This window comes from Wolbachia endosymbiont (group A) of Epagoge grotiana (assembly GCF_947251775.1).
Taxonomy (GTDB): Bacteria; Pseudomonadota; Alphaproteobacteria; order Rickettsiales; family Anaplasmataceae; genus Wolbachia; species Wolbachia pipientis.
The window spans coordinates 1,199,939-1,219,036 of the sequence record NZ_OX366387.1 but is presented as its reverse complement, the minus strand read 5'-3'; the positions used below and the strand labels follow the sequence as shown (position 1 = coordinate 1,219,036).

Annotated in this window: 18 protein-coding genes and 2 pseudogenes; 18 read left to right on the top strand and 2 right to left on the bottom strand. The window is 34.4% G+C overall.

Going from position 1 to position 19,098, the window contains the following annotated elements; all coding sequences use genetic code 11:
- Nucleotides 1–6 precede the first annotated feature (6 nt).
- The 6 genes and pseudogenes from OPR50_RS05680 (at nucleotide 7) to OPR50_RS05655 (ending at nucleotide 5,657) form a co-directional block, all read left to right on the top strand.
- Nucleotides 7–486: a hypothetical protein gene (locus OPR50_RS05680; protein WP_265023917.1), complete on the top strand. Its 480-nt coding sequence runs from the start codon at nucleotides 7–9 to the stop codon at nucleotides 484–486.
- A gap of 18 nt (nucleotides 487–504) precedes the next feature.
- A complete protein-coding gene (locus tag OPR50_RS05675) occupies nucleotides 505–1,989 on the top strand; it encodes an ankyrin repeat domain-containing protein (RefSeq protein WP_265023916.1) in 1,485 nt (494 codons plus the stop codon).
- A pseudogene (locus OPR50_RS05670) lies at nucleotides 1,986–3,287 on the top strand (phage terminase large subunit family protein); the annotation flags it as partial. The gene OPR50_RS05675 and the pseudogene OPR50_RS05670, both read left to right, overlap by 4 nt.
- Before the next feature lie 91 nt (nucleotides 3,288–3,378).
- Nucleotides 3,379–4,704: an IS4 family transposase gene (locus OPR50_RS05665; protein WP_265023871.1), complete on the top strand. Its 1,326-nt coding sequence runs from the start codon at nucleotides 3,379–3,381 to the stop codon at nucleotides 4,702–4,704.
- Nucleotides 4,705–4,714: 10 nt separating this feature from the next.
- A complete protein-coding gene (locus tag OPR50_RS05660; RefSeq protein WP_264339328.1) occupies nucleotides 4,715–5,089 on the top strand; it encodes a JAB domain-containing protein in 375 nt (124 codons plus the stop codon).
- A 277-nt stretch (nucleotides 5,090–5,366) separates the two neighbouring features.
- The gene (locus OPR50_RS05655) at nucleotides 5,367–5,657 is read left to right on the top strand and encodes a GIY-YIG nuclease family protein (RefSeq protein ID WP_007549156.1); all 291 of its coding nucleotides are present in this window, start codon (nucleotides 5,367–5,369) and stop codon (nucleotides 5,655–5,657) included.
- Between the two features lie 30 nt (nucleotides 5,658–5,687).
- Here the strand turns inward: OPR50_RS05655 and OPR50_RS05650 are convergent, their stop codons facing one another.
- Nucleotides 5,688–7,154 carry an IS4 family transposase gene (locus OPR50_RS05650; RefSeq protein WP_264339584.1) on the bottom strand — a complete coding sequence of 489 codons (1,467 nt, stop codon included), beginning with the start codon at nucleotides 7,152–7,154 and terminating at the stop codon, nucleotides 5,688–5,690.
- A 415-nt stretch (nucleotides 7,155–7,569) separates the two neighbouring features.
- Complete coding sequence (locus OPR50_RS05645; protein ID WP_265023915.1) at nucleotides 7,570–10,812, bottom strand: UvrD-helicase domain-containing protein; 3,243 nt, start codon at nucleotides 10,810–10,812, stop codon at nucleotides 7,570–7,572.
- Nucleotides 10,813–10,893: 81 nt separating this feature from the next.
- On the opposite strand from OPR50_RS05645, the gene OPR50_RS05640 reads away from it, so the two are divergent.
- From OPR50_RS05640 to OPR50_RS05580, 12 genes and pseudogenes are all read left to right on the top strand, one after another.
- Complete coding sequence (locus tag OPR50_RS05640) at nucleotides 10,894–11,760, top strand: 4-(cytidine 5'-diphospho)-2-C-methyl-D-erythritol kinase (RefSeq protein WP_182309431.1); 867 nt, start codon at nucleotides 10,894–10,896, stop codon at nucleotides 11,758–11,760.
- A 3-nt stretch (nucleotides 11,761–11,763) separates the two neighbouring features.
- Nucleotides 11,764–12,120 (top strand): Mth938-like domain-containing protein, encoded by a 357-nt coding sequence (locus OPR50_RS05635; RefSeq protein WP_209472851.1) that lies wholly within the window; start codon nucleotides 11,764–11,766, stop codon nucleotides 12,118–12,120.
- A gap of 1 nt (nucleotide 12,121) precedes the next feature.
- The gene (locus OPR50_RS05630) at nucleotides 12,122–12,931 is read left to right on the top strand and encodes a metal ABC transporter permease (RefSeq protein ID WP_265023914.1); all 810 of its coding nucleotides are present in this window, start codon (nucleotides 12,122–12,124) and stop codon (nucleotides 12,929–12,931) included.
- Nucleotides 12,932–13,062: 131 nt separating this feature from the next.
- Nucleotides 13,063–13,242, top strand: a complete 180-nt coding sequence (locus OPR50_RS05625) for a hypothetical protein (protein ID WP_010082539.1) — start codon at nucleotides 13,063–13,065, stop codon at nucleotides 13,240–13,242.
- Nucleotides 13,243–13,247: 5 nt separating this feature from the next.
- On the top strand, nucleotides 13,248–14,240 hold the full coding sequence (holA, locus tag OPR50_RS05620) for a DNA polymerase III subunit delta (RefSeq protein ID WP_182309435.1): 993 nt from the start codon (nucleotides 13,248–13,250) through the stop codon (nucleotides 14,238–14,240).
- A gap of 169 nt (nucleotides 14,241–14,409) precedes the next feature.
- Nucleotides 14,410–14,604, top strand: coding sequence for a hypothetical protein (locus OPR50_RS05615; RefSeq protein ID WP_265023913.1), 195 nt, complete (start codon nucleotides 14,410–14,412; stop codon nucleotides 14,602–14,604).
- Nucleotides 14,605–14,907: 303 nt separating this feature from the next.
- The gene (locus OPR50_RS05610) at nucleotides 14,908–15,669 is read left to right on the top strand and encodes a Fic family protein (protein WP_265023912.1); all 762 of its coding nucleotides are present in this window, start codon (nucleotides 14,908–14,910) and stop codon (nucleotides 15,667–15,669) included.
- A gap of 406 nt (nucleotides 15,670–16,075) precedes the next feature.
- Nucleotides 16,076–16,861 carry a 4-hydroxy-tetrahydrodipicolinate reductase gene (gene dapB, locus OPR50_RS05605; protein ID WP_182309436.1) on the top strand — a complete coding sequence of 262 codons (786 nt, stop codon included), beginning with the start codon at nucleotides 16,076–16,078 and terminating at the stop codon, nucleotides 16,859–16,861.
- A complete protein-coding gene (pstB, locus tag OPR50_RS05600) occupies nucleotides 16,858–17,616 on the top strand; it encodes a phosphate ABC transporter ATP-binding protein PstB (protein WP_265023911.1) in 759 nt (252 codons plus the stop codon). The genes dapB and pstB overlap by 4 nt, the downstream gene beginning before the upstream one ends.
- A 78-nt stretch (nucleotides 17,617–17,694) precedes the next feature.
- Nucleotides 17,695–18,402 (top strand): annotated as a pseudogene (locus OPR50_RS08885) (IS3 family transposase); the annotation flags it as partial.
- Nucleotides 18,403–18,635: 233 nt separating this feature from the next.
- The gene (locus OPR50_RS05585; protein ID WP_010082071.1) at nucleotides 18,636–18,797 is read left to right on the top strand and encodes a DDE-type integrase/transposase/recombinase; all 162 of its coding nucleotides are present in this window, start codon (nucleotides 18,636–18,638) and stop codon (nucleotides 18,795–18,797) included.
- On the top strand, nucleotides 18,790–18,954 hold the full coding sequence (locus tag OPR50_RS05580; protein ID WP_010082072.1) for an IS3 family transposase: 165 nt from the start codon (nucleotides 18,790–18,792) through the stop codon (nucleotides 18,952–18,954). The genes OPR50_RS05585 and OPR50_RS05580 overlap by 8 nt, the downstream gene beginning before the upstream one ends.
- Nucleotides 18,955–19,098: the final 144 nt, after the last annotated feature.

Genomic DNA, 19,098 nt, shown 5'->3' with positions numbered 1-19,098 from the left:
AAAAAAGTGGAAAAGATAACGCAAACAGAATGGGCAAAAGAACAAGGATTTTCAAAGCAATATGTCTGTTATTTAGTAAAAAAAGGAATAGTTAAGTTGGAGGATGGTTTGATCGACCGAGAACAAGCAAATGAAGCAGTAGCGGCAATAAGAGATCCAAGTCAGCCACTGAGGAGGAAAAATCCAGAAAATACAAGTAATCTTTCCACGATGTTGCTAAAAACTAGAATAAAAAATGAAATGGAACGAGGTAAACTGCTTGAGGCAAAGGCAAAAGCTGAGATTGGTGAACTTGTAGCAGTAGAGGAAGTAAAGCGCGAAGCATTTAATGTAGCAAGAGTTGTCCGTAATAATTTGCTTAATATTCCAAATAGAGTTTCAGCGCTGCTTGCATCACTGAGTGACACTGAAAAGATTCATGGAACATTGACTGAGGAAATTACAAACTCACTTGAAGAATTATCTAACACTAAATTTCAAATGTAAAAAGATTTTGAATATAAAATGGCTGATAACCTAAGTTTGGAGTTAATAAAGTGCCTCATTAATCAACCAGGGGTAGATATAAACATTAGAGGATCAAACGGAAAAACCCCACTACATTGCGCTATAGAGTTTGATGAATTAAGTATGGTAGATCTGTTACTCACGAAAAAGAACATTAATCCTTTTGTAGAAGATAATGATGGTAAAACATCTCTTGATTACGCCAAAGAAGGGAAAAAAGCAGAAATATTACAAGCGCTAATTAATAACAAGTACGGGTCAGAACAAGATAGCTTACTTCATTTAGCTGCAATGATAGGTGAAGTTAATGCAGTTAGATATTTGATAGGAAAAGGTATTGACGTTAATGTACGAAATGCTTTGCATCATACGCCATTACATCTAGCAGCAGGAATAGGACATGCAGAAGTTGTAAAGATTTTGATAAGAGAAGGAAAAGCTGAAATCGAGGTTTTTGATGCACGAAATCAGACACCGATGCACTATGCAGTTAATAACAAAAAGTTGGAGATAGTAAAGTTACTGCTAAAGCTAGGAGCAGATGTAAATAGCGCACGTGTAGGACAAAACTCGATGAAATTATCACCTGTTCATATAGCTGTAAGTAATACTAATTACGATGAAAGAGACTTATGTCTTGATATCCTCAAATCCTTAATAAAGGAGCCTAATGCTCAAGTAAATTTGCAAGACTACGAAAATAAAACACCACTACATTATGCTGAAAGACTAAAAACAATAGAAGTTTTACTAACGCGAGAAGATATAGACCCTCTGGTAAAAGACGATAGCGGTAAAACACCATTTGATTACGCTAAACCTGAGATAAAGAAGACTTTGATGAGCAATAAGTATGGTTCTGAAAAGAATAGTCTACTCCATTTAGCTGCACAAAGAGGAGAAATTGAGATTGTAGATGCAATCTTAAAGGAAGAAATTGATATTGATATTGTAAATAATAAAGGTTTATCACCTATTTACCTTGCTGCAGAAAAAGGACATTTACATGTAGTAAAATTACTACTGAAAAAAGGAGCAAACTATACACCTGTTTTGCACTTAGCAATCAAGTCAAATAATTTAGAGTTACTTAAAGTTTTATTTACTGAAAAAAATGGAGCGTTACTCTGCAGAGATACCGTTGTTAATTTTCCAACCCTTCATAATAAATATATAGCACAGAGAGAAATAGCAGATAAAAGGATGAAAAAACATAATAATATTATCTGCATCTGTATTACAGTTAGCGCAGTAGCAATGGCAGCATATATAGGTTTAACAGCAACAACAATAAGCAGTACAATCATTTTTGCAACAACAACAGGAATACTTGCGCTTATTATAGCAATAATGATAAGTGAGATGAGCAAAAGATACATAGAAAAGGAATTTCAGAAAAAGATGTTTATGGAACTGGAAGAGTGTAGTTCTACTGTTAATGATGTTGAGATAGAGTCAATTATGAGTAGATGCAGACAATGATATACGCTAGAGCTTTTTCTGAAGGTTTAAGACCAGATCCAGAGCTTAAAGTATCAGAGTGGGCAAATGAGTATCGAGTTCTAGCACCAACTGCAGCATCAGAGCCAGGGAAATGGAGAACAGAAAGAACTCCTTATTTAAAAGAAATAATGGATTCACTTTCTCCTTCTTCACCGGCTGAAAAAATAGTATTCATGAAAGGAGCGCAGATTGGAGGAACAGAAGCAGGAAATAATTGGATTGGCTATATCATAGATCAAACACCAGGTCCAATGCTAGTAGTACAGCCAACAGTTGAAATGGGAAAACGTTGGTCAAAAGGAAGATTTGCGCCACTGATTGAAAGTACACCATGTTTAAAAAGTAAAGTAAAAGACCCAAGATCAAGAGATTCAGGGAATACTGTACAAAGTAAGGAATTTCCAGGTGGAATAGTAGTAATAACCGGAGCAAATAGCAGTGTAGGACTAAGATCTATGCCAGTAAAATACCTCTTTCTTGATGAAATAGATGCCTATCCAGGAGATTCGGGAGGTGAAGGAGATCCAGTTTTACTCAGCATAGCCCGTACTAATACATTTGCACGGCGAAAGATTTTTTTAGTATCAACGCCAACGATTCATGGAATAAGCAGAATTGAGAAGGAATTTGAAGCTACAGACAAGAGATATTTTTTTGTACCATGTCCGCATTGTAATTATTACCAAATTTTAAAGTGGTCACAAATAAAATGGGAAGATAAAAATCCAAATACAGCACACTATATGTGTATAGAATGTGGTGAAAAGATAGAAAATCATCAAAAGACAGAGATGCTAGACCGTGGAGAATGGAGAGCTACAGGGGCAAAAGAAGGGGAGAAAAAAGGATTTCATCTTTCAAGTCTTTATAGCCCAGTTGGGTGGTATAGTTGGCAACAAGCAGTAGAGGATTTTCTGCATGCAAAGGAAAGTGAACAATTACTGAAAGTTTGGATAAATACTACGCTTGGAGAAACTTGGGTAGATAAAGGAGAAGTACCTGATTGGAAGCAATTATTTAACAGGAGAGAATTTTTTCAGATTGGCACAGTACCAAAAGGCGAAGTAGTTCTCACAGCAGGTGTTGATGTCCAAAAAGATCGTTTAGAAGTAGAAGTTGTAGCATGGGGAAAAAGCCGTGAAAGTTGGTCAATAGACTACCGAGTATTTGAAGGAGATACTGGAAGTAGAGAAGTATGGGGAAAGCTTTCGGAGCTTCTGAGTCATCATTTTATCGGTGAAAATGGGCTTGAATATATGATAAGCATGATGGCGGTAGCATACGCGTCAAGTTAAGGAAATAAAGGTATGAAAGAGATAGAATAATAAGGTATAAGTTCTCCCAGATATACTTTTAGTGAGAGAACCAATGAATAAAATAACTTGCTTATCAAAAAAGCTCAAAGAAATTTTTAATGAAAAAGCAGAGAAAATCTCAATTACAACAAGGTTTATAAAAAGAAAGAGAAAGCTAAAAGGTTCATCATTCGTAAAAGCCATGGTCTTGGGTAATATAGGAGTTGATAATTGTAGCGTAGAAACAATGTGTCAATTACTAAACGAGGACTCGATAGATATAACAAAACAAGGTTTGGATTTTAGATTTACTGAAGAAGCAGTGGAATTTATGAAAAGGATGTATAATGAATCTGTGATTCTCTTTAAAAATATCTTGCAAGTTGATTGCAAAATCTTACAGCAATTTAATAGTGTTAAATTATTGGACAGTAGCTATATTACTCTACCTAACAGTATGGAAGAGATGTATAAAGGTTATGGTACTAGCTACAGTGGCTATGAAAGCAATACTAAGTCTGGAATAAAGTTACAATTAGTTTTCGACTACATGAATCAGATAATAGACCAACTTAATTTAACGGAGGGGGTAAGATCAGACCAGGGATATAGGAAACATTTAAGTAATATATTAAGCAATGATTTGCTAATATCTGATCTCGGTTATTTTGTGCCAAGTTCTTTTAAACAAATCAATGAAATAGGAGCTTATTTCATAAGTCGTTATAAATCCGATACCAACATATATGATGTAGAAACAAATCAAAAAATGGAGTTATTAGAATGTTTAGAGGATAAGTTATTTTTAGAAAACGAGGTATTGTTAGGAAAAGAAGCAAAAATTAGAGTAAGAATTATATGTCAGAAACTAACTGAAGAACAGTCTATGGCCAGAAGAAGGAAAGCTAATAGATTAGCAAGATCGCAGGGATATACATCCTCTAAAAGAAATCAAAAATTGTTGAACTGGTCAATATTTATAACTAATGTTCCAGAAAATAAAATTAGTGCTGAGCAAGTATTAACGATTTACAGAGTAAGGTGGCAAATTGAGTTATTATTTAAATTGTATAAAAGCCATATCAGGCTTGATAAGCTAAAAGGAAAGCCATGCAGAGTATTATGTGAACTATATGCTAAATTGTGCGCAATTCTTATATTTCACGGCATAGTTGGTTGCACAGAAGTGAAAAAGAATACAGAACTTAGCTTAACAAAGGCATTTATTGAGCTAAAAAGGCGGGTTAGAGAGTTATTTTTAGTATTAACCAAAATTAATAGTTTAAAAGCATTTCTTAAAAAACTCACTATAACTTGGTCGCGATTTTCATTAAAAGACAAACGTAGAAGGGCTAGAGTATCCACTTTAACCTCTCTAAATTTGCTCACAATCTCTTAACTTGACGCGTATGGTAATCGATAACTGGGAAAAATTGCTTGATTATTTAAGAATAAGTATAGGAAGCCTCAATAAGGAAAATTTTCGTGTCATCTATATGAATAAAAAGTATCGTCTAATAGCGGAAGACCTGCAAAATATTGGTACAGTAGATCAAACTCCTCTTTATGTCAGAGAGATCATCAAGCGCGCACTTTTGATTGGTTCAACATCCATTGTAATATCTCACAATCATCCAAGCGGAGATACACAACCTTCAAATAGCGATATATCTCTCACTAGACAACTAGCAGAAGCTTGCCAAAGTATAGGAATAGAATTAATAGACCACATTATTATTACATTCAGTAGCTATTTTAGTTTCAAGGAAAATAGGTTGTTGTGAAAGCCTTTATAGCTACAGTAACTTAGATTTACCGACAATCGTCATTCCGCTACGTGTTAGCGGCTAAGAGATACCGTGAATGAATCGCGGTATGACGTAGATTGCTGTCATCCCGCTGCTTGTTAGCGGCTGAGATACCGCCGCGGTATAGTAACTCGTCATCCCGCTACGTGTTAGCGGGATCTATCCGCGGTGGTATGACGGTAAGATTTATTGTGGCATGATGGTGTAGTATAATGTTGATAAACCTCAGTTACTTTAGCTATAAACGATTAAGATGAAGTTATCATATATCTATATACTTACAAATAAAGCTAATAGCACATTATATATTGGTGTAACTGCAAATTTGATCAAGAGGATTTGGGAACACAAAAACAAAATTGTTTCAGGTTTTACATCAAGATATAATGTAAATAAACTTGTATATTTTGAAGAGTTTGAAGATATAAGTTTAGCTATTGCAAGAGAAAGGCGCCTGAAAGAATGGCCAAGGCAGTGGAAAATTAATTTGATCAATCAAAAGAATCCTAGCTGGGTTGACTTATATTACTTAGCTTTAAGATAGCTATGCTGAGATCCCGCTAACACCTTACTATTACCCACAAGTATAAAATTCATGAGCAAGTTTCCATCCTTCTGCTAAATCAAAGAGACGTTTCCATCCCTTCCACAAAGCTATAGGGCCTGGTTCTAAGTCATTTTTGCGAGCTAAAAACCCTCCTAACTTGGCCACCCACCTCACAATTTCTCTTATAGGTGGTGGTGTCTCAGGATAGTTTTTTGTCTTAAGCATTTTGGTATATAAAACCTTCCATTCGTCGTCAGTCAGTATGAAAGTGCAAGAAAGATTTGGATTTGTTCTAGCTACTAGTGTGATAAAAAATATTCTCCATGCAATTATACTCATTATTGTAAGAAAGCGGATTAATCTATCTGCTGCTTGGAGCCTACATTCTTCAACTTTAAGACCAGATTTCAAAATTTTATGAAAAACCTCTATTCTCCATCTTAAGCAATACCATTGTATTTTTTCTACTGCTTCTTCAAAATTATTAATATTTATATTTGTCAACAAAATCCAGTTCACAGGCTCTTCGCCAAATGGGGGGTATTTTTCTATAGCATAGACAGCATTTAAACTTAAATTAGGAAGTTTTTGGGTTTTACGTCTAGCGTTATTTTTTGATGCATTCATCACAAAGTTGCTAAACTTTACTTCTAAAACTGTTGTTCTTTGAGGTTTATCATTGCGAGCAGGAATATTCACTTGTATTTCTCCTTGACAAGACATGCGATTCATCAGATCCCACAACCTTTCACCACCTTTTTCAGAATAAGTCGACTTCTTATTTATTGTTCTGTTTTGATTTCCTCTTACTACAAAAAGAGATTGATTAGTGGAAGCAACTTCAAATAAATCATACATATCTGCTTCTCTGTCACAGACGGTAACTACCTTGATATCCTTTAATCCAGGATGATTAGTAGAATATTTAAGTGATTCTATCCACCGTATGCTTTCTTTCTCTTCTATGGGAACAGCAGTATTATGGCTTCTTCTTTTCAACTCTTTTAGGTCTTCAGCTAAGGAGGGTCTAGTACTAATTTTTTGATCCAATAATCCTATAGGCAGTCCTTCTGTTGTAACTGCAAACGTTGTATGCATCACTAATCCATGTGTTTTAAAATTAGTTGTTTTAGATGTTAATCTTGCTGCTATAATCCCTAATCCTTCGGTCTTTTTATGATTTTTATATGAGATATAACTCGTGTCTTGGATAGCTAAGATAGTTGAGTATTCTTTAGCTCTTTCAACAGTTTTAATTATATGACTTTCTAATATCTTTCTCTCAGAAATGGCATCGTTTTGGAAAAATCTATAAGCTGCTTTACTTTGATGCCAATCTTCACAAGCTTGATTTATTGAACGCTCAGGCGATTCAGCAAAACTATTAACTATTTTTAGAAGCCTTTTACTTAATCTTATATCACCAAAATTAACAATTCCAAATTCACTTTCTGCCCATTCGCCAGTTGAAGTATTTATAGTTCTTTTCATCATATATTCCATTTTTAGACCATAGATCCATTTATAATAGAAAGTTGAATTAGTAAAATATCAGCTTTTTTACTATTTATATACTTATGGGTAATAGTAAGCTTCAAAACCTTACTATTACCCACAAATATAAATGTTTGTTGCATAGCTCTTAATGGCATAACTTTTGCTTGAAATAACTGTTTATATGGTGCAATTTACAGCTTTTAGTTGCTAAAATTATAACTCTTAGTTTAATAATTTTAATCTAATAAGCTTTCAGGTTAATAAAATTAAATTATTTGAGTAAATACAATACTATGTTTTTATTTGTGGGTAATAGTAAGCGCTAACACGTAGCGGGATGACGAGAAAGGAGTGGCGGTATGACGGTTCGCGGTGGTATGACGTAGTAGCTATTTCTTGCAATCAAGTTTCGTTAAAAGTCAGATTGAATGGTTAAATCTTCCACCCAAATAACCACGCACTCTACTTGCTTGTTTGGATATATTTCTTGTACTAAGGTTTTATAGATTAACATCTGTTTTTTTATTTCATTTAATAAGGAAACAGAAACGTTACGGTGTGATTTGTAGTCAATTATGATTGCTTTATCTTGTGTTATGCATAGCCTATCTAGTCGTACTAATACTGACTTGCCATCAATTGTTCCACTCAGTGTAATCTCTGATTTGCCTTCCAAGTCAAACAAATAGCCATATTTTTCATTAAAGGCTAATATTTTACTGTAAATTTCATCCTTATCTTCGCTGATGTTATCAAGGTATTTTCTGACCCAATTTTTTCTCCTTTCTTTTTCTATCTTGGGCATATACTGCAATATGCTGTGAATAATCAGGCCTCTTGCATAACCATCTGTCATCCAAGTAGCTGACACTGGGATCCATTCTGCTCCTTCTTTTTCACTGGATTCCAGCGTCACGCGCTGGGATGACACCGAAGAGTGGGCTAAAGCTGGTGGAAGGGAAATGACCGGAACGTCAAAGTAATCACGTTTTTTATAAATGTAAGGGTAGTTTGCATTCACGCATAATACTTCAACTTTTTCTTTAAATATTGGCCGTAAACCCCTTTGTTTCTTTTCATATGGTTCTCCATACTTAGTGATTAGATCATACCAAGAGCCCTTTTGCACTGGCTCTTTACTTAAGATGTATAACTCATCTTCAGCACGCGTGAGTGCTACGTATAATAAACGCAAATATTCATTATAATCCTCTAGTTTTTTCTCTCTTTTTACTTGATCGCAATAAGCGTTGTTGTTTTTTCCACACCAAAATGGTGCTTCCGTTCCATCAAAGATAATGCTTTCACTGTTTCTTGGCACTGTGTTTGTATCAACCAAAAATACTATGGGAGCTTGCAGACCTTTTGATTTGTGAATTGTCATTATTCGCACAGCATTGCGTTCTGATTGCATATCATTCTTAATCTCCGGATTATTCTCCTTGATCCATTGAACAAACGCTTGAAGAGATGGGTTTTCAAATTGCAACACGAGGTTCATAAATTCGTCTAGGACCTCAAAGCACTCAAGACCTAGCCTTGCAGCAAATTTCTTCTTACCTGTACGTAATATATGCGTAAATAGTGCAAGAGGAGACTCTATGCGAGATAAGTTAATGAGATAGTTTAATTCACTATAGATAACCACAGAATAATCGTGAATTCTTTCCCATAGTGAATGCTCTTTACGGTCGTATGCAATGTTAAATAAATCATCCTCGGTGAAATTAAATAGCGGTGATTTTAAAGCATTTGCAAGAGCTAAATCATTTGCCTGGAGGAGTAAAAATTCGGCCAAAGCTATTAAGTCCTGCACGGCTATATAGTTCATAATTCTAAAATAATCCCGGCCTACAACTGGCACATTTGCTTTTTTAAGTTCGCTTATTATGTAATCAACTAACACGTTTCGTTGTCGCACCAAAATCATAATGTCTCTTGGCTCTATATGGCGATCTTTAGTGACTAAAATCCGCCCTTCGTTTAACCAATTGTGAATTCTGTTAGCTATTGTTTGAGCAAGTAATCGATCTGCTATTGTATAACCTTCCTTGCATGTCAGAGGAATTTGTAAAGCTCGCTGTTCTTTCTCTTTGCGCCTTGGTAACGCTGGCCAAATTTCAATATATCCTTGGTCATTTTCTCTATGTGGAACATGTTTTATTTCATTATCATTAAAAGATATTTCTGCGCGGAAGTTATTAAATATTCTATCTACAAGCATCAAAACTTCTGGAGTTGAGCGAAATGACTTTTCAAGTTGGCATGATATCCAATCTCTACCACCAGTTTTCGTATGAAAGTATTGTTGCATATAGTTGAATAGATGGGGATTTGCTCCTTGAAATCTGTATATGGATTGTTTTACGTCACCAACTACAAATAAGGTTCGCTTTTCATCATTACCGGCAAAAAATTCATCGCAGAGATTTGTTATAATTTTCCACTGGCTGATGCTATTGTCTTGTGCCTCGTCAACAAGGATGTGATCTATTTTTTGATCCAAGTTAAACAATATCCAATCTTTATAGTTTGGATTGCTGAGAAGATTTGTTGCTAAGTCAATTATATCATTGTAGTCAAGCAGTGCATTTTTTGATTTTTCACTATTATACAAATCAACATATACTTTAAATACACCAAGTAAGCTACTGGTTTTCTTGAATATTTGATAAGAGTTCATGTCTCTTATATGGGTAAATACTACATTCTGAACGCTCTCTATTATTTGCTCTGCATCTTTGAATTTCTCCAAAATACTTTTTGTTGCAATGGATGATATGCTCTTTTTTTCGTGCGATTCTGATTTTAGAAATACCTTGGCTAGGTTTTCTATTTTGGTGTCATTCCACTTTATTCCGGTGTCATCTGAGTAGCTGACACTGGTTCTTTTTTTCTGGATCCCAGCTGGGATGACAGTAGAATAAAGTATTTCACTATAACTCTGATCTCTTTTACTGCCTTCACTTAATATCTCGGCTAGTCTTTCCACGTGCTCGATTGTTTCACTCTGTAAGTCATGAATTTCATCTGGGGCGCTCAATTTATCTTTGATATATTTCGAATCATTTGCTGATATCGATCTTTTTATACATAAAGTATAAAGCAAATCGCGTAGTTTATTTTCATCAATTTCAGTTGCAATAAGGTTGATATCATCCTGCACAGTTTCGTTATGAAGCACTTTATTGAATATGATGGAATGTAATTCTTTGCATTCGCTCAGCGTGCAATTTGGAGCAATGCCAGCTTCTATAGGAAAGCTGGAGATTAATTTGTAACAGAAAGCGTGTATGGTTTGTATAGTTAGACCAAGATTTTCCAGTTCAGAGAAAAGCCTTCTTGCTCTTGTTAAATAATCTTTATTTTTTCTGGATCCCAGTGTCACGCACTGGGATGACATTGGAAAGAAATCTAGTTGTTCTAGATCTGCTGCCAACACACTATCTGAACATATTGCCCACTTACTGAGTATGCTGTGAATGCGATTCTCCATTTCGTTTGCTGCAGCATTGGTGAATGTTAAGCAAAGAATATTTCTTTTGTTTTCTAATAAAAGTCTCAATACTCTGTCTATTAAGATTTTTGTTTTGCCTGTACCAGCGGACGCATTTACCCACACAGAGAAATTAGGATTTATGGCATTTGATCTCATCAGAAGTGCGAGAACCTTATAAAAGTTGACTAGAATAGCATTATACATATAATGTAAAAATAGTGTTAGTGAAGATATATAATGAAAAGTTTTTGTGTAAAGGCGCCTGCAAAAATCAATCTTTTTTTGCATGTTGTAGACAAAAAAGAAACAGGGTATCACTTGATTGAAGGTTTATTTGTCTTTGCTAATCTCTCTAATTTTTTGGAAATAAAAGTAGGTGAGAAGGATTCTAGATACGATAACTCTACAGTTGAATTTATAAACTCCGAGTCTAAAATAAATAACCAATATAACACTGTAATGAAAGCGGTTAATCTGCTGCTTAGGCATGCTCCTGTACGCACTAAAGTCACTGTAAAGGTTGTAAAAAACATACCAATTGCTGCAGGACTTGGTAGCGGATCCTCAGATGCTGGAGCTGTGGTACGTACGCTAGGGAAGCTGTGGGAGATTGATAGGACGATTTTAAATGAAATAGCCTTAAACGTTGGTGCTGATGTTCCCGCAAGCGTAGATAGCAAGCCAGTTTTTGTTAGAGGTATTGGCGAAGAATTATGCCACATTAAAAAATTCTCTTTACCTACAAATGTGGTGCTTGTGAAACCGAAAAAAAGGTTTTTGAGTACACCAGATGTATTTTCCAAACATGAAGGAAAATTTTCTGAGCCAATTAAATGGAGCGATGACGCTGAAAAGGATTTGTTGAAGCTTCTTAAAGAGACGAGAAACGATCTTCAAGAAATAGCAATAAGCTTTGTACCTGAAATTAAGGATGTGATATCAACACTTGAGTCACAAGAAGGCTCTATACTTTCTCGCATGTCAGGCAGTGGTGTATCATGTTTTGGAATATTCGATAGTGAGGAAAATGCAAAAGCTGCTGCAGTTAATATCGGAAAAAAGCAACCAGAATGGTGGGTATGTGACACTCAATTAATAGTTTGACTTATGCCCTTAATTTCCGAGAATAAAAATCTTATAAATGGTTACAGGGAAGGAAAATTTTTGGTGAATAATAGAGAATATTGCGGCTCAATTATAATTTTTCCTGAAAAGGTGATTAAATTGAAAGAAAGTGATATAAACAGCAAGGAGTATTTTGAATCTTTTTTAACAGAGGAAATAGAAATTTTGTTAATAGGTACTGGTAAAACACGCAATATACTAAGTTCTTCAGTGAAGTCCTATCTTATGGAACAAAAAGGTTTAAATTTTGAATTTATGACAACAGGTTCTGCATGCAGAACCCATAATATTCTGATATCCGAAGATAGATTTGTTGTCAGTTATCTAATAGCCATATAGCATGTTTGAAATGTTTACCCAGGATTTTTTCATCAACAGTCTAGTTGCAGTAGTCGTAATTAGCCTAGTAACAGGCGCTTTAGGATCGTTTATGATATGGCAAAGGTTATCTTATCTTGGTGATAGTTTGTCCCATTCTTCATTGCTTGGTATTGCACTTGCTTTGATCTTTAAGATTAGCCCATCGCTTAGCATAATGCTCATTGCAATTACATTTGCTATACTACTTTCTCTTAATTTTAACAGATTATATTCTGCTGATACGATATTGAACATTGTTACCAATGTAGTTTTATCATCGAGTTTAATACTTATGTCTTTTCTTCCATCTGGCAATAATAGTATTATTAGCTCACTGTTTGGTGATATATTAACGCTCGATCAAAGTGATATAATATCGATTTTTTTAACCTCTCTAATAGTTACTTTGATATTAATATTTAGATGGCGTTATTGGTTAATGATTTCAATTAATCAAGATTTAGCAGTAGTTGAAAAAATTAATGTTACCTTTGTTAGACTAGAATTTTTAATCACTCTTGCTATATTTATAGCAATTTCTGCCCAACTAATAGGAATATTACTCATTGCTGCATTTTTGCTAATACCAGCAGCATCTGCAAGGCTCATTTCGAAAACTCCAATGCAGATGATTATTGTTGCAACAGTTTTTTCTGTGATCTCTGGGATATCAGGTCTCATGTTATCTGCAAGTTTTGATTTGTTAACTGGACCTGCAATTATACTTGTTGCAGCGGTATATTTAATTATCGCTTATTTTATAAGGCTAGTATTAAGCAGGTTGGCTTAATTTTGATCTCGAATGTTAATAATTTTGTAATATACTCATTATAAAACATCACTATCTTAGCACAAAATAGTTTTTGCTATACTATTATTTATATGCTAATGATAAGTTGTTAATTTTATGGAGTAAGCAATATGAGCGAAGAAGGATTTTTTTCCAAATATATATCTCAACCTGTGAAAAAATTTTATAATTATATTACAGGAAAAACAGAAGAGTCAGATGATGTAGCAGGCGATGTGCATAATATTGCACAAGGAGACTCAGAGTCTTTGGATACTCATGTACAGTCAAATGAGAATGATATCATATAGATAGCATGAGGGTCACACCATCCAAAGTTAAAAAATTCCTAGAGAAACCTGATGCTTTACGTGGTGTGTTAATTCATGGAAGTGATAACAGTAGGGTTGATTTTTATGTACAAGAAATAATTGCTAATTTGGGTGAGTATTCAGTTCAGGTGATGGATTTTGCAATAGTGAATAAGTCACCCAGTTTACTGTTTTCTGAATTGGCAAACGTTTCGATGTTTACCAGCAAAAAATTAATTAAGCTGATAAATGTGAGTGGAGGTATATCCAAAGAGTTAAAAAACGTATTGGATTATAACGCAAGTGGTCACTATGTAATGATGGTAGCAAGTGATCTTCCATATAATTCTGCGACTAAAAGTTATATGGAGAGTTCAAAAATTTTTGGTGTGATTGCTTGCTATAAGGACAGCAACAGCAATCTTTATGACATTATATCAAGTTACTTAAAACAAAATGATATAAAATGCACAAATGAGATAATCTACCATTTGCAATCTTACTTTAATCATAGCAAGCTGCCTATATGTTCAGAACTTGAGAAGTTAGTTTTATACTTAGGGGAGAGAAAAGACCTAAAACTTACTGATATAGAATTATGCTTTTCAACTTCTGGCAACGACTATGCTACACTTGATGATCTATGCTCTGCCATAGCAAGTAAAGATATGTCGCGCTTCATTAGAATTTCTGATGTATTGATATCGCAAGAAAATTTTTCACCGATAGCACTAATTCGCATTATATCAAATTATTTCCTACGCCTTGAAAACGTTTTGCTGTCAGTGCAAGGTGGAATGAGTGAGCAGGCTGCGATTGATCAGCTAAGCCCTCCATTGTTTTTTAAACAATTGCAGAGCTTTAAATCTCATTTGAAAAGTTTGCAACTTTCAGAACTTAAGAAGATCTTGGAAAAATTGATAAGCTTAGAAGTTACCTGTAAAAAAACTGACTTGGATCATAAAATGATTTTTCAACATGCACTGACGAGTAGCTGACTACTCAGATCCAGCCTTTCTTATAATTTCATCAAAATGTTGTATTTTAACATAAAATAGCTGCTTTTATGCCTACCAAAATTCATTCTTTAGTGTGTGTCTCACAAGTATTCTTTGCTAATAGGATATTTTCGAATATAATTGAATATAACTAGATAAAAATACAGATATGTTTGACATTTCAAAAATTGTAATAACACCTGAAATGTTAAAATTAGTTGCTGAAATTGATGAATTTAAAGGAGCATGGCAATTGTTTGGTAATTTAGCTCCAGAACGTTTACAAATGCTCAAGAAAATTGCAACAATTGAAAGTATTGGTTCTTCTACCCGTATTGAAGCTTACTATTACCCACAAATATAAATGTTTGTTGCATAGCTCTTAATGGCATAACTTTTGCTTGAAATAACTGTTTATATGGTGCAATTTACAGCTTTTAGTTGCTAAAATTATAACTCTTAGTTTAATAATTTTAATCTAATAAGCTTTCAGGTTAATAAAATTAAATTATTTGAGTAAATACAATACTATGTTTTTATTTGTGGGTAATAGTAAGGTATTGAAGGGGCAAAACTATCAGACCGTGAAATTGAACAATTATTATCCAAACTTGATACACGTTCATTTCGTTCTCTAGATGAACGAGAAATAGCCGGATATGCGTATGTGTGTGAAGAAGTATTTCAAAATTTTAAAAAGATGCCATTTACAGAAAACACTATAAAACAGTTTCACATCTGGCTTTTACAATTTTCATATAAAGATCAAAGGCACATGGGAGAATATAAAAAATTCCCCAATCATGTTGAAGCGTTTGATGAATCTGGAAAAAGCTTGGGCATAGTTTTTGAAACAGCCTCTCCATTTGAGACAGCAACACAAATGCAAGAACTTATTTATTGGACTAGCCAGCAATTAGAGGTGAAATCGTTACACCCTCTATTAATTATTGGCATTTTTATAGTTACTTTTTTAGCTATTCATCCCTTCCAGGATGGAAATGGCAGATTATCACGCATTCTCACAACTTTCTTGTTACTAAAGTTAGGGTATATCTATGTACCTTACAGTTCCCTTGAAAGTAATAAGGAGAGTTACTACTTAGCTTTGCGTCGTACTCAACAATCCTTGAAGACGAGCAGCTATGATTTTAATCCATGGCTTATATTCTTTTTAAGGTCACTACAAAAGCAAAAATTTCATCTCGAACAAAAGGTGTCACATGAAAAAGTGTTAAATCTCTATTTACCACCACTTTCTGCTAAAGTATTAGCACTACTCAGCAAACATGGACGTCTTACAATTAAGGATTTGGAAAATATTACTAAAGCAAACTGCAATACCTTAAAGAAGCACGTATCTAATCTCGTAAAGAGTAATCACATCACTCAGCATGGAAAAGGCAAAGCAACCTGGTATGTAATATAGAGCTCAATAGGATATGTATTCATTTTGAATTGTTAAATTATTCAGCTATAGAATATAGATCACAGCTGTACAAACATTGTAGTTTGAGCCCACTAGATCCCAGTGCCCTATTCTTGTCATCCAAGTGCCTTCTCCTGTCATCCCAGTGCCCAGACACTGGGATCCAGAAAAGTTTGCTTGTAAGCAAGCAAACTAGCATAGAAAGTGGTTACAACGTTTTCGATGAGATTGCAGAAAGGCTAGATTCCAGACTGGAATGACATCGTTCACTGTGTACCATATTGCAATAGTTGTGGTCAAGGCACTGGGATCTGAAATTGCAGTGTTCGTACAGCTATAGAATATAGATCAGAAGTGACAGAGCTTAAAAAAAGGCCTAACATTCTTAATAAACGTAAAAAGCTTTATGAAAATCAGAGTTGGAGTAATAGGCTGCTTAGGCAGAATGGGCAAAAAAATACTCAATGAATTAATTACAAATACCAAAGTGGAAATAGCAGGTGCTGTTGCCCGTTCAGGTAGTAAGTACATAGATTCAGATATTGGACCAATTATAGCCAATCTAGGAATTAAAGTTACAAGTTCTATTAGTGGCATATTTGAGTCATCTGACGTTGTAATAGATTTTACAACTAAAGAATGTATGTTAGACTGCCTTAAAGCAGCTGTAAAATTTAAAACACCGCTGGTTAGTGGCACAACTGGAATAGAAGGTGTCGATTTGAAAGAATATGCTGCTGAAGTTCCAATATTATGGTCAGCAAATATGAGTGTTGGGGTTAATGTGTTGCTGAAATTGGTAAAAAAAGCTGCTGAGCTTTTAGGTAATGAATATGACGTTGAGATTTGGGAAATGCATCATAACTTAAAAAAGGATTCACCATCTGGAACAGCTATAGAACTTGGCAAAACAATTGCTAACGCTTCAAAAATGGATTTTCAGTCCAATCAATATTTACATAGTGGTTCAAACATAAGAAAAAAGGGGGGAATAGGTTTTGCAGTATCTCGTGGAGGTGGAGTAATAGGAGATCACAGCGTGATGTTTGTTAATTCTGATGAACGGATAGAACTAAACCACAAAGCAATTGATCGCACAACATTTGCTAGAGGAGCTGTTCAAGCAGCAGTATGGCTATACGAAAATAAAAGAGAAATTCCGGGGCTCTATTCAATGCAGGATGTGATATGAGCAATACACGTGCCTCTGTTAAAGATTTAAATCTCTGGTACGGCTCTAAGCAAGTTTTATTCGATATAAATTTGAATATTTATAAAAGAAAAGTTACTACTTTTATCGGACCATCCGGGTGCGGTAAATCAACATTTTTGCGTTGTTTTAATCGTATGAATGACTATGTACCAGGTTGCAAAACTGTTGGTGAATTAGATATCGATGGGCTGGGTGATATATATTCACGCGATATGGATGTTGTACTACTTAGAGCAAAAGTTGGTATGGTATTTCAAAAGCCAAATCCTTTTCCAAAATCAATATATGATAATGTTGCTTGTGGGCCAAAATTGCATGGTATGGCGAAGGATAAGCAAAAATTGAATGAGATGGTGGAAAATAGTTTAAACAAGGTTGGTTTATGGGAAGAATTGAAGGACAGATTGCAAGATAGCGCACTCAATTTATCCGGTGGCCAACAACAGAGACTATGCATTGCTCGCGCAATTGCAGTGAAGCCAACTATTTTATTAATGGATGAACCGTGCTCCGCTCTTGATCCAATGGCAACCAATGCAATCGAAAATCTTATACAAGAGCTGAAATTAAGATTTACTATAATTATGGTAACTCATTCAATGAAGCAAGCTAAGAAGTTATCTGATAGTGTGATTTTCTTTCATAATGGCAGAATTGTTGAGTCTGGAAGCACTCAAGAAATATTCGAAAATGCTCAATCTCCCTTAACAAAGGAGTATATCCTGGATCATTAAATTTCTGACCTTACCCAGAAAAAGTGGAGAGAAAGAAAAGAGTTTTTTTGGGTAAAATAAAATTTTGGAGGATTAGAAATGGTAAGAGAATATACAGCAGAATTCAAATTGGAAGCTGTTAAACTGGCAAATGAACAAAGAAAGGTAGGTCAACCAGTTGCAAAAGTAGCAAGAGATCTAGGAATAAGGGATAGTGTATTAGGAAAATGGATGAAGAAATATAACGAAAAAAAGTCAGCGGCAAATGCATTTCCAGATGTAGCACCTTATGACAAAGAGAGGTTTGATTTACAAAGCAAGAGTAACAAGGGAAAGAGACATTTAAAAAAAAGCCCTGGCCAGTCAAAAAGAGTAAAATATTTTTTTATATAGTAACTGCTATAAAGTACAGGAATTATGTAGGATTTTCTGCTAGTGGCTACTATAAGTGGACCACAAGAAAAATAAGCAGTAGAGAATCAGCAAATAAAGAGCTACTCGAAGCTATTCAAAAAATATATCAAGTTTCTAAATGTAGATATGGAGCTCCTAAAATTCATGCTGAATTGAAGGCTTTGGGTAAAAGTTGCAATTTGAAAACGGTGCAAAGTATTATGCAGAAAAATGACATCAGGGCTATACTGAGAAGAAAGTTTAAAATTAAAAAACAACAAACAGATAATAGAGCTGTAGCTCCCAATATATTAGACCAAAACTTTATTGTTGATCAACCAAATAAAGTATGGGATTACTTACATCAAAACCAAGGAGGGATGGCTATATTTGGCAGCAATAATTCTCACGTATGGTAGTTAATCTTACTATTACCCACAAATATAAATGTTTGTTGCATAGCTCTTAATGGCATAACTTTTGCTTGAAATAACTGTTTATATGGTGCAATTTACAGCTTTTAGTTGCTAAAATTATAACTCTTAGTTTAATAATTTTAATCTAATAAGCTTTCAGGTTAATAAAATTAAATTATTTGAGTAAATACAATACTATGTTTTTATTTGTGGGTAATAGTAAGGTAGTTAATGAGTAGTGCAATAAATAAACAATTGGTTATGAACTCTTTATTAATGGCCATTAATAGGCGTAAACCTGTTAAAAATCTACTGCTGCACAGTGACCAAGGTTCACAATATACTGCGCAAGGGTATCAATATCTCTTAGCTGTAAAGAATATAGATGAGTAATAAAGGCTGTTGTTACGACAATTCTGTTGCAGAAAGCTTCTTTAGCTCATTGAAAAGAGAAATACTTATTGATACTTCACAACACTCTGCTCAACAAACTAGAACTGCAATATTTGAATACATAGAAATTTTTTATAACAAACAACGTCACTATTAACTATTGCATTCCAGAACAATTTGATGCATCATTCTTTTTGTAAAAAATATTCCAAACTTTCTCTCCACTTTTTCTGGGTAAGGTCACTTTTCCACTGATCATATTTAATCGCCATAACTTTACTCCTACTTTAACAATATTTTA

What these genes read in the sequence shown, in the direction of transcription:
- OPR50_RS05625 (WP_010082539.1), top strand. Translation starts at nt 13,063, where the DNA reads ATGAGCGAAGAAGGATTTTTTTCCAAATATATATCTCAACCTGTGAAA.
- OPR50_RS05585 (WP_010082071.1), top strand. Translation starts at nt 18,636, where the DNA reads ATGAGTAGTGCAATAAATAAACAATTGGTTATGAACTCTTTATTAATG.
- OPR50_RS05615 (WP_265023913.1), top strand. Translation starts at nt 14,410, where the DNA reads ATGTTTGACATTTCAAAAATTGTAATAACACCTGAAATGTTAAAATTA.
- OPR50_RS05665 (WP_265023871.1), top strand. Translation starts at nt 3,379, where the DNA reads ATGAATAAAATAACTTGCTTATCAAAAAAGCTCAAAGAAATTTTTAAT.
- OPR50_RS05580 (WP_010082072.1), top strand. Translation starts at nt 18,790, where the DNA reads ATGAGTAATAAAGGCTGTTGTTACGACAATTCTGTTGCAGAAAGCTTC.
- OPR50_RS05660 (WP_264339328.1), top strand. Translation starts at nt 4,715, where the DNA reads ATGGTAATCGATAACTGGGAAAAATTGCTTGATTATTTAAGAATAAGT.
- OPR50_RS05655 (WP_007549156.1), top strand. Translation starts at nt 5,367, where the DNA reads ATGAAGTTATCATATATCTATATACTTACAAATAAAGCTAATAGCACA.
- OPR50_RS05630 (WP_265023914.1), top strand. Translation starts at nt 12,122, where the DNA reads ATGTTTGAAATGTTTACCCAGGATTTTTTCATCAACAGTCTAGTTGCA.
- OPR50_RS05640 (WP_182309431.1), top strand. Translation starts at nt 10,894, where the DNA reads ATGAAAAGTTTTTGTGTAAAGGCGCCTGCAAAAATCAATCTTTTTTTG.
- OPR50_RS05675 (WP_265023916.1), top strand. Translation starts at nt 505, where the DNA reads ATGGCTGATAACCTAAGTTTGGAGTTAATAAAGTGCCTCATTAATCAA.
- OPR50_RS05645 (WP_265023915.1), bottom strand. Translation starts at nt 10,812, where the DNA reads ATGAGATCAAATGCCATAAATCCTAATTTCTCTGTGTGGGTAAATGCG.
- OPR50_RS05650 (WP_264339584.1), bottom strand. Translation starts at nt 7,154, where the DNA reads ATGATGAAAAGAACTATAAATACTTCAACTGGCGAATGGGCAGAAAGT.
- pstB (WP_265023911.1), top strand. Translation starts at nt 16,858, where the DNA reads ATGAGCAATACACGTGCCTCTGTTAAAGATTTAAATCTCTGGTACGGC.
- OPR50_RS05635 (WP_209472851.1), top strand. Translation starts at nt 11,764, where the DNA reads ATGCCCTTAATTTCCGAGAATAAAAATCTTATAAATGGTTACAGGGAA.
- dapB (WP_182309436.1), top strand. Translation starts at nt 16,076, where the DNA reads ATGAAAATCAGAGTTGGAGTAATAGGCTGCTTAGGCAGAATGGGCAAA.
- holA (WP_182309435.1), top strand. Translation starts at nt 13,248, where the DNA reads ATGAGGGTCACACCATCCAAAGTTAAAAAATTCCTAGAGAAACCTGAT.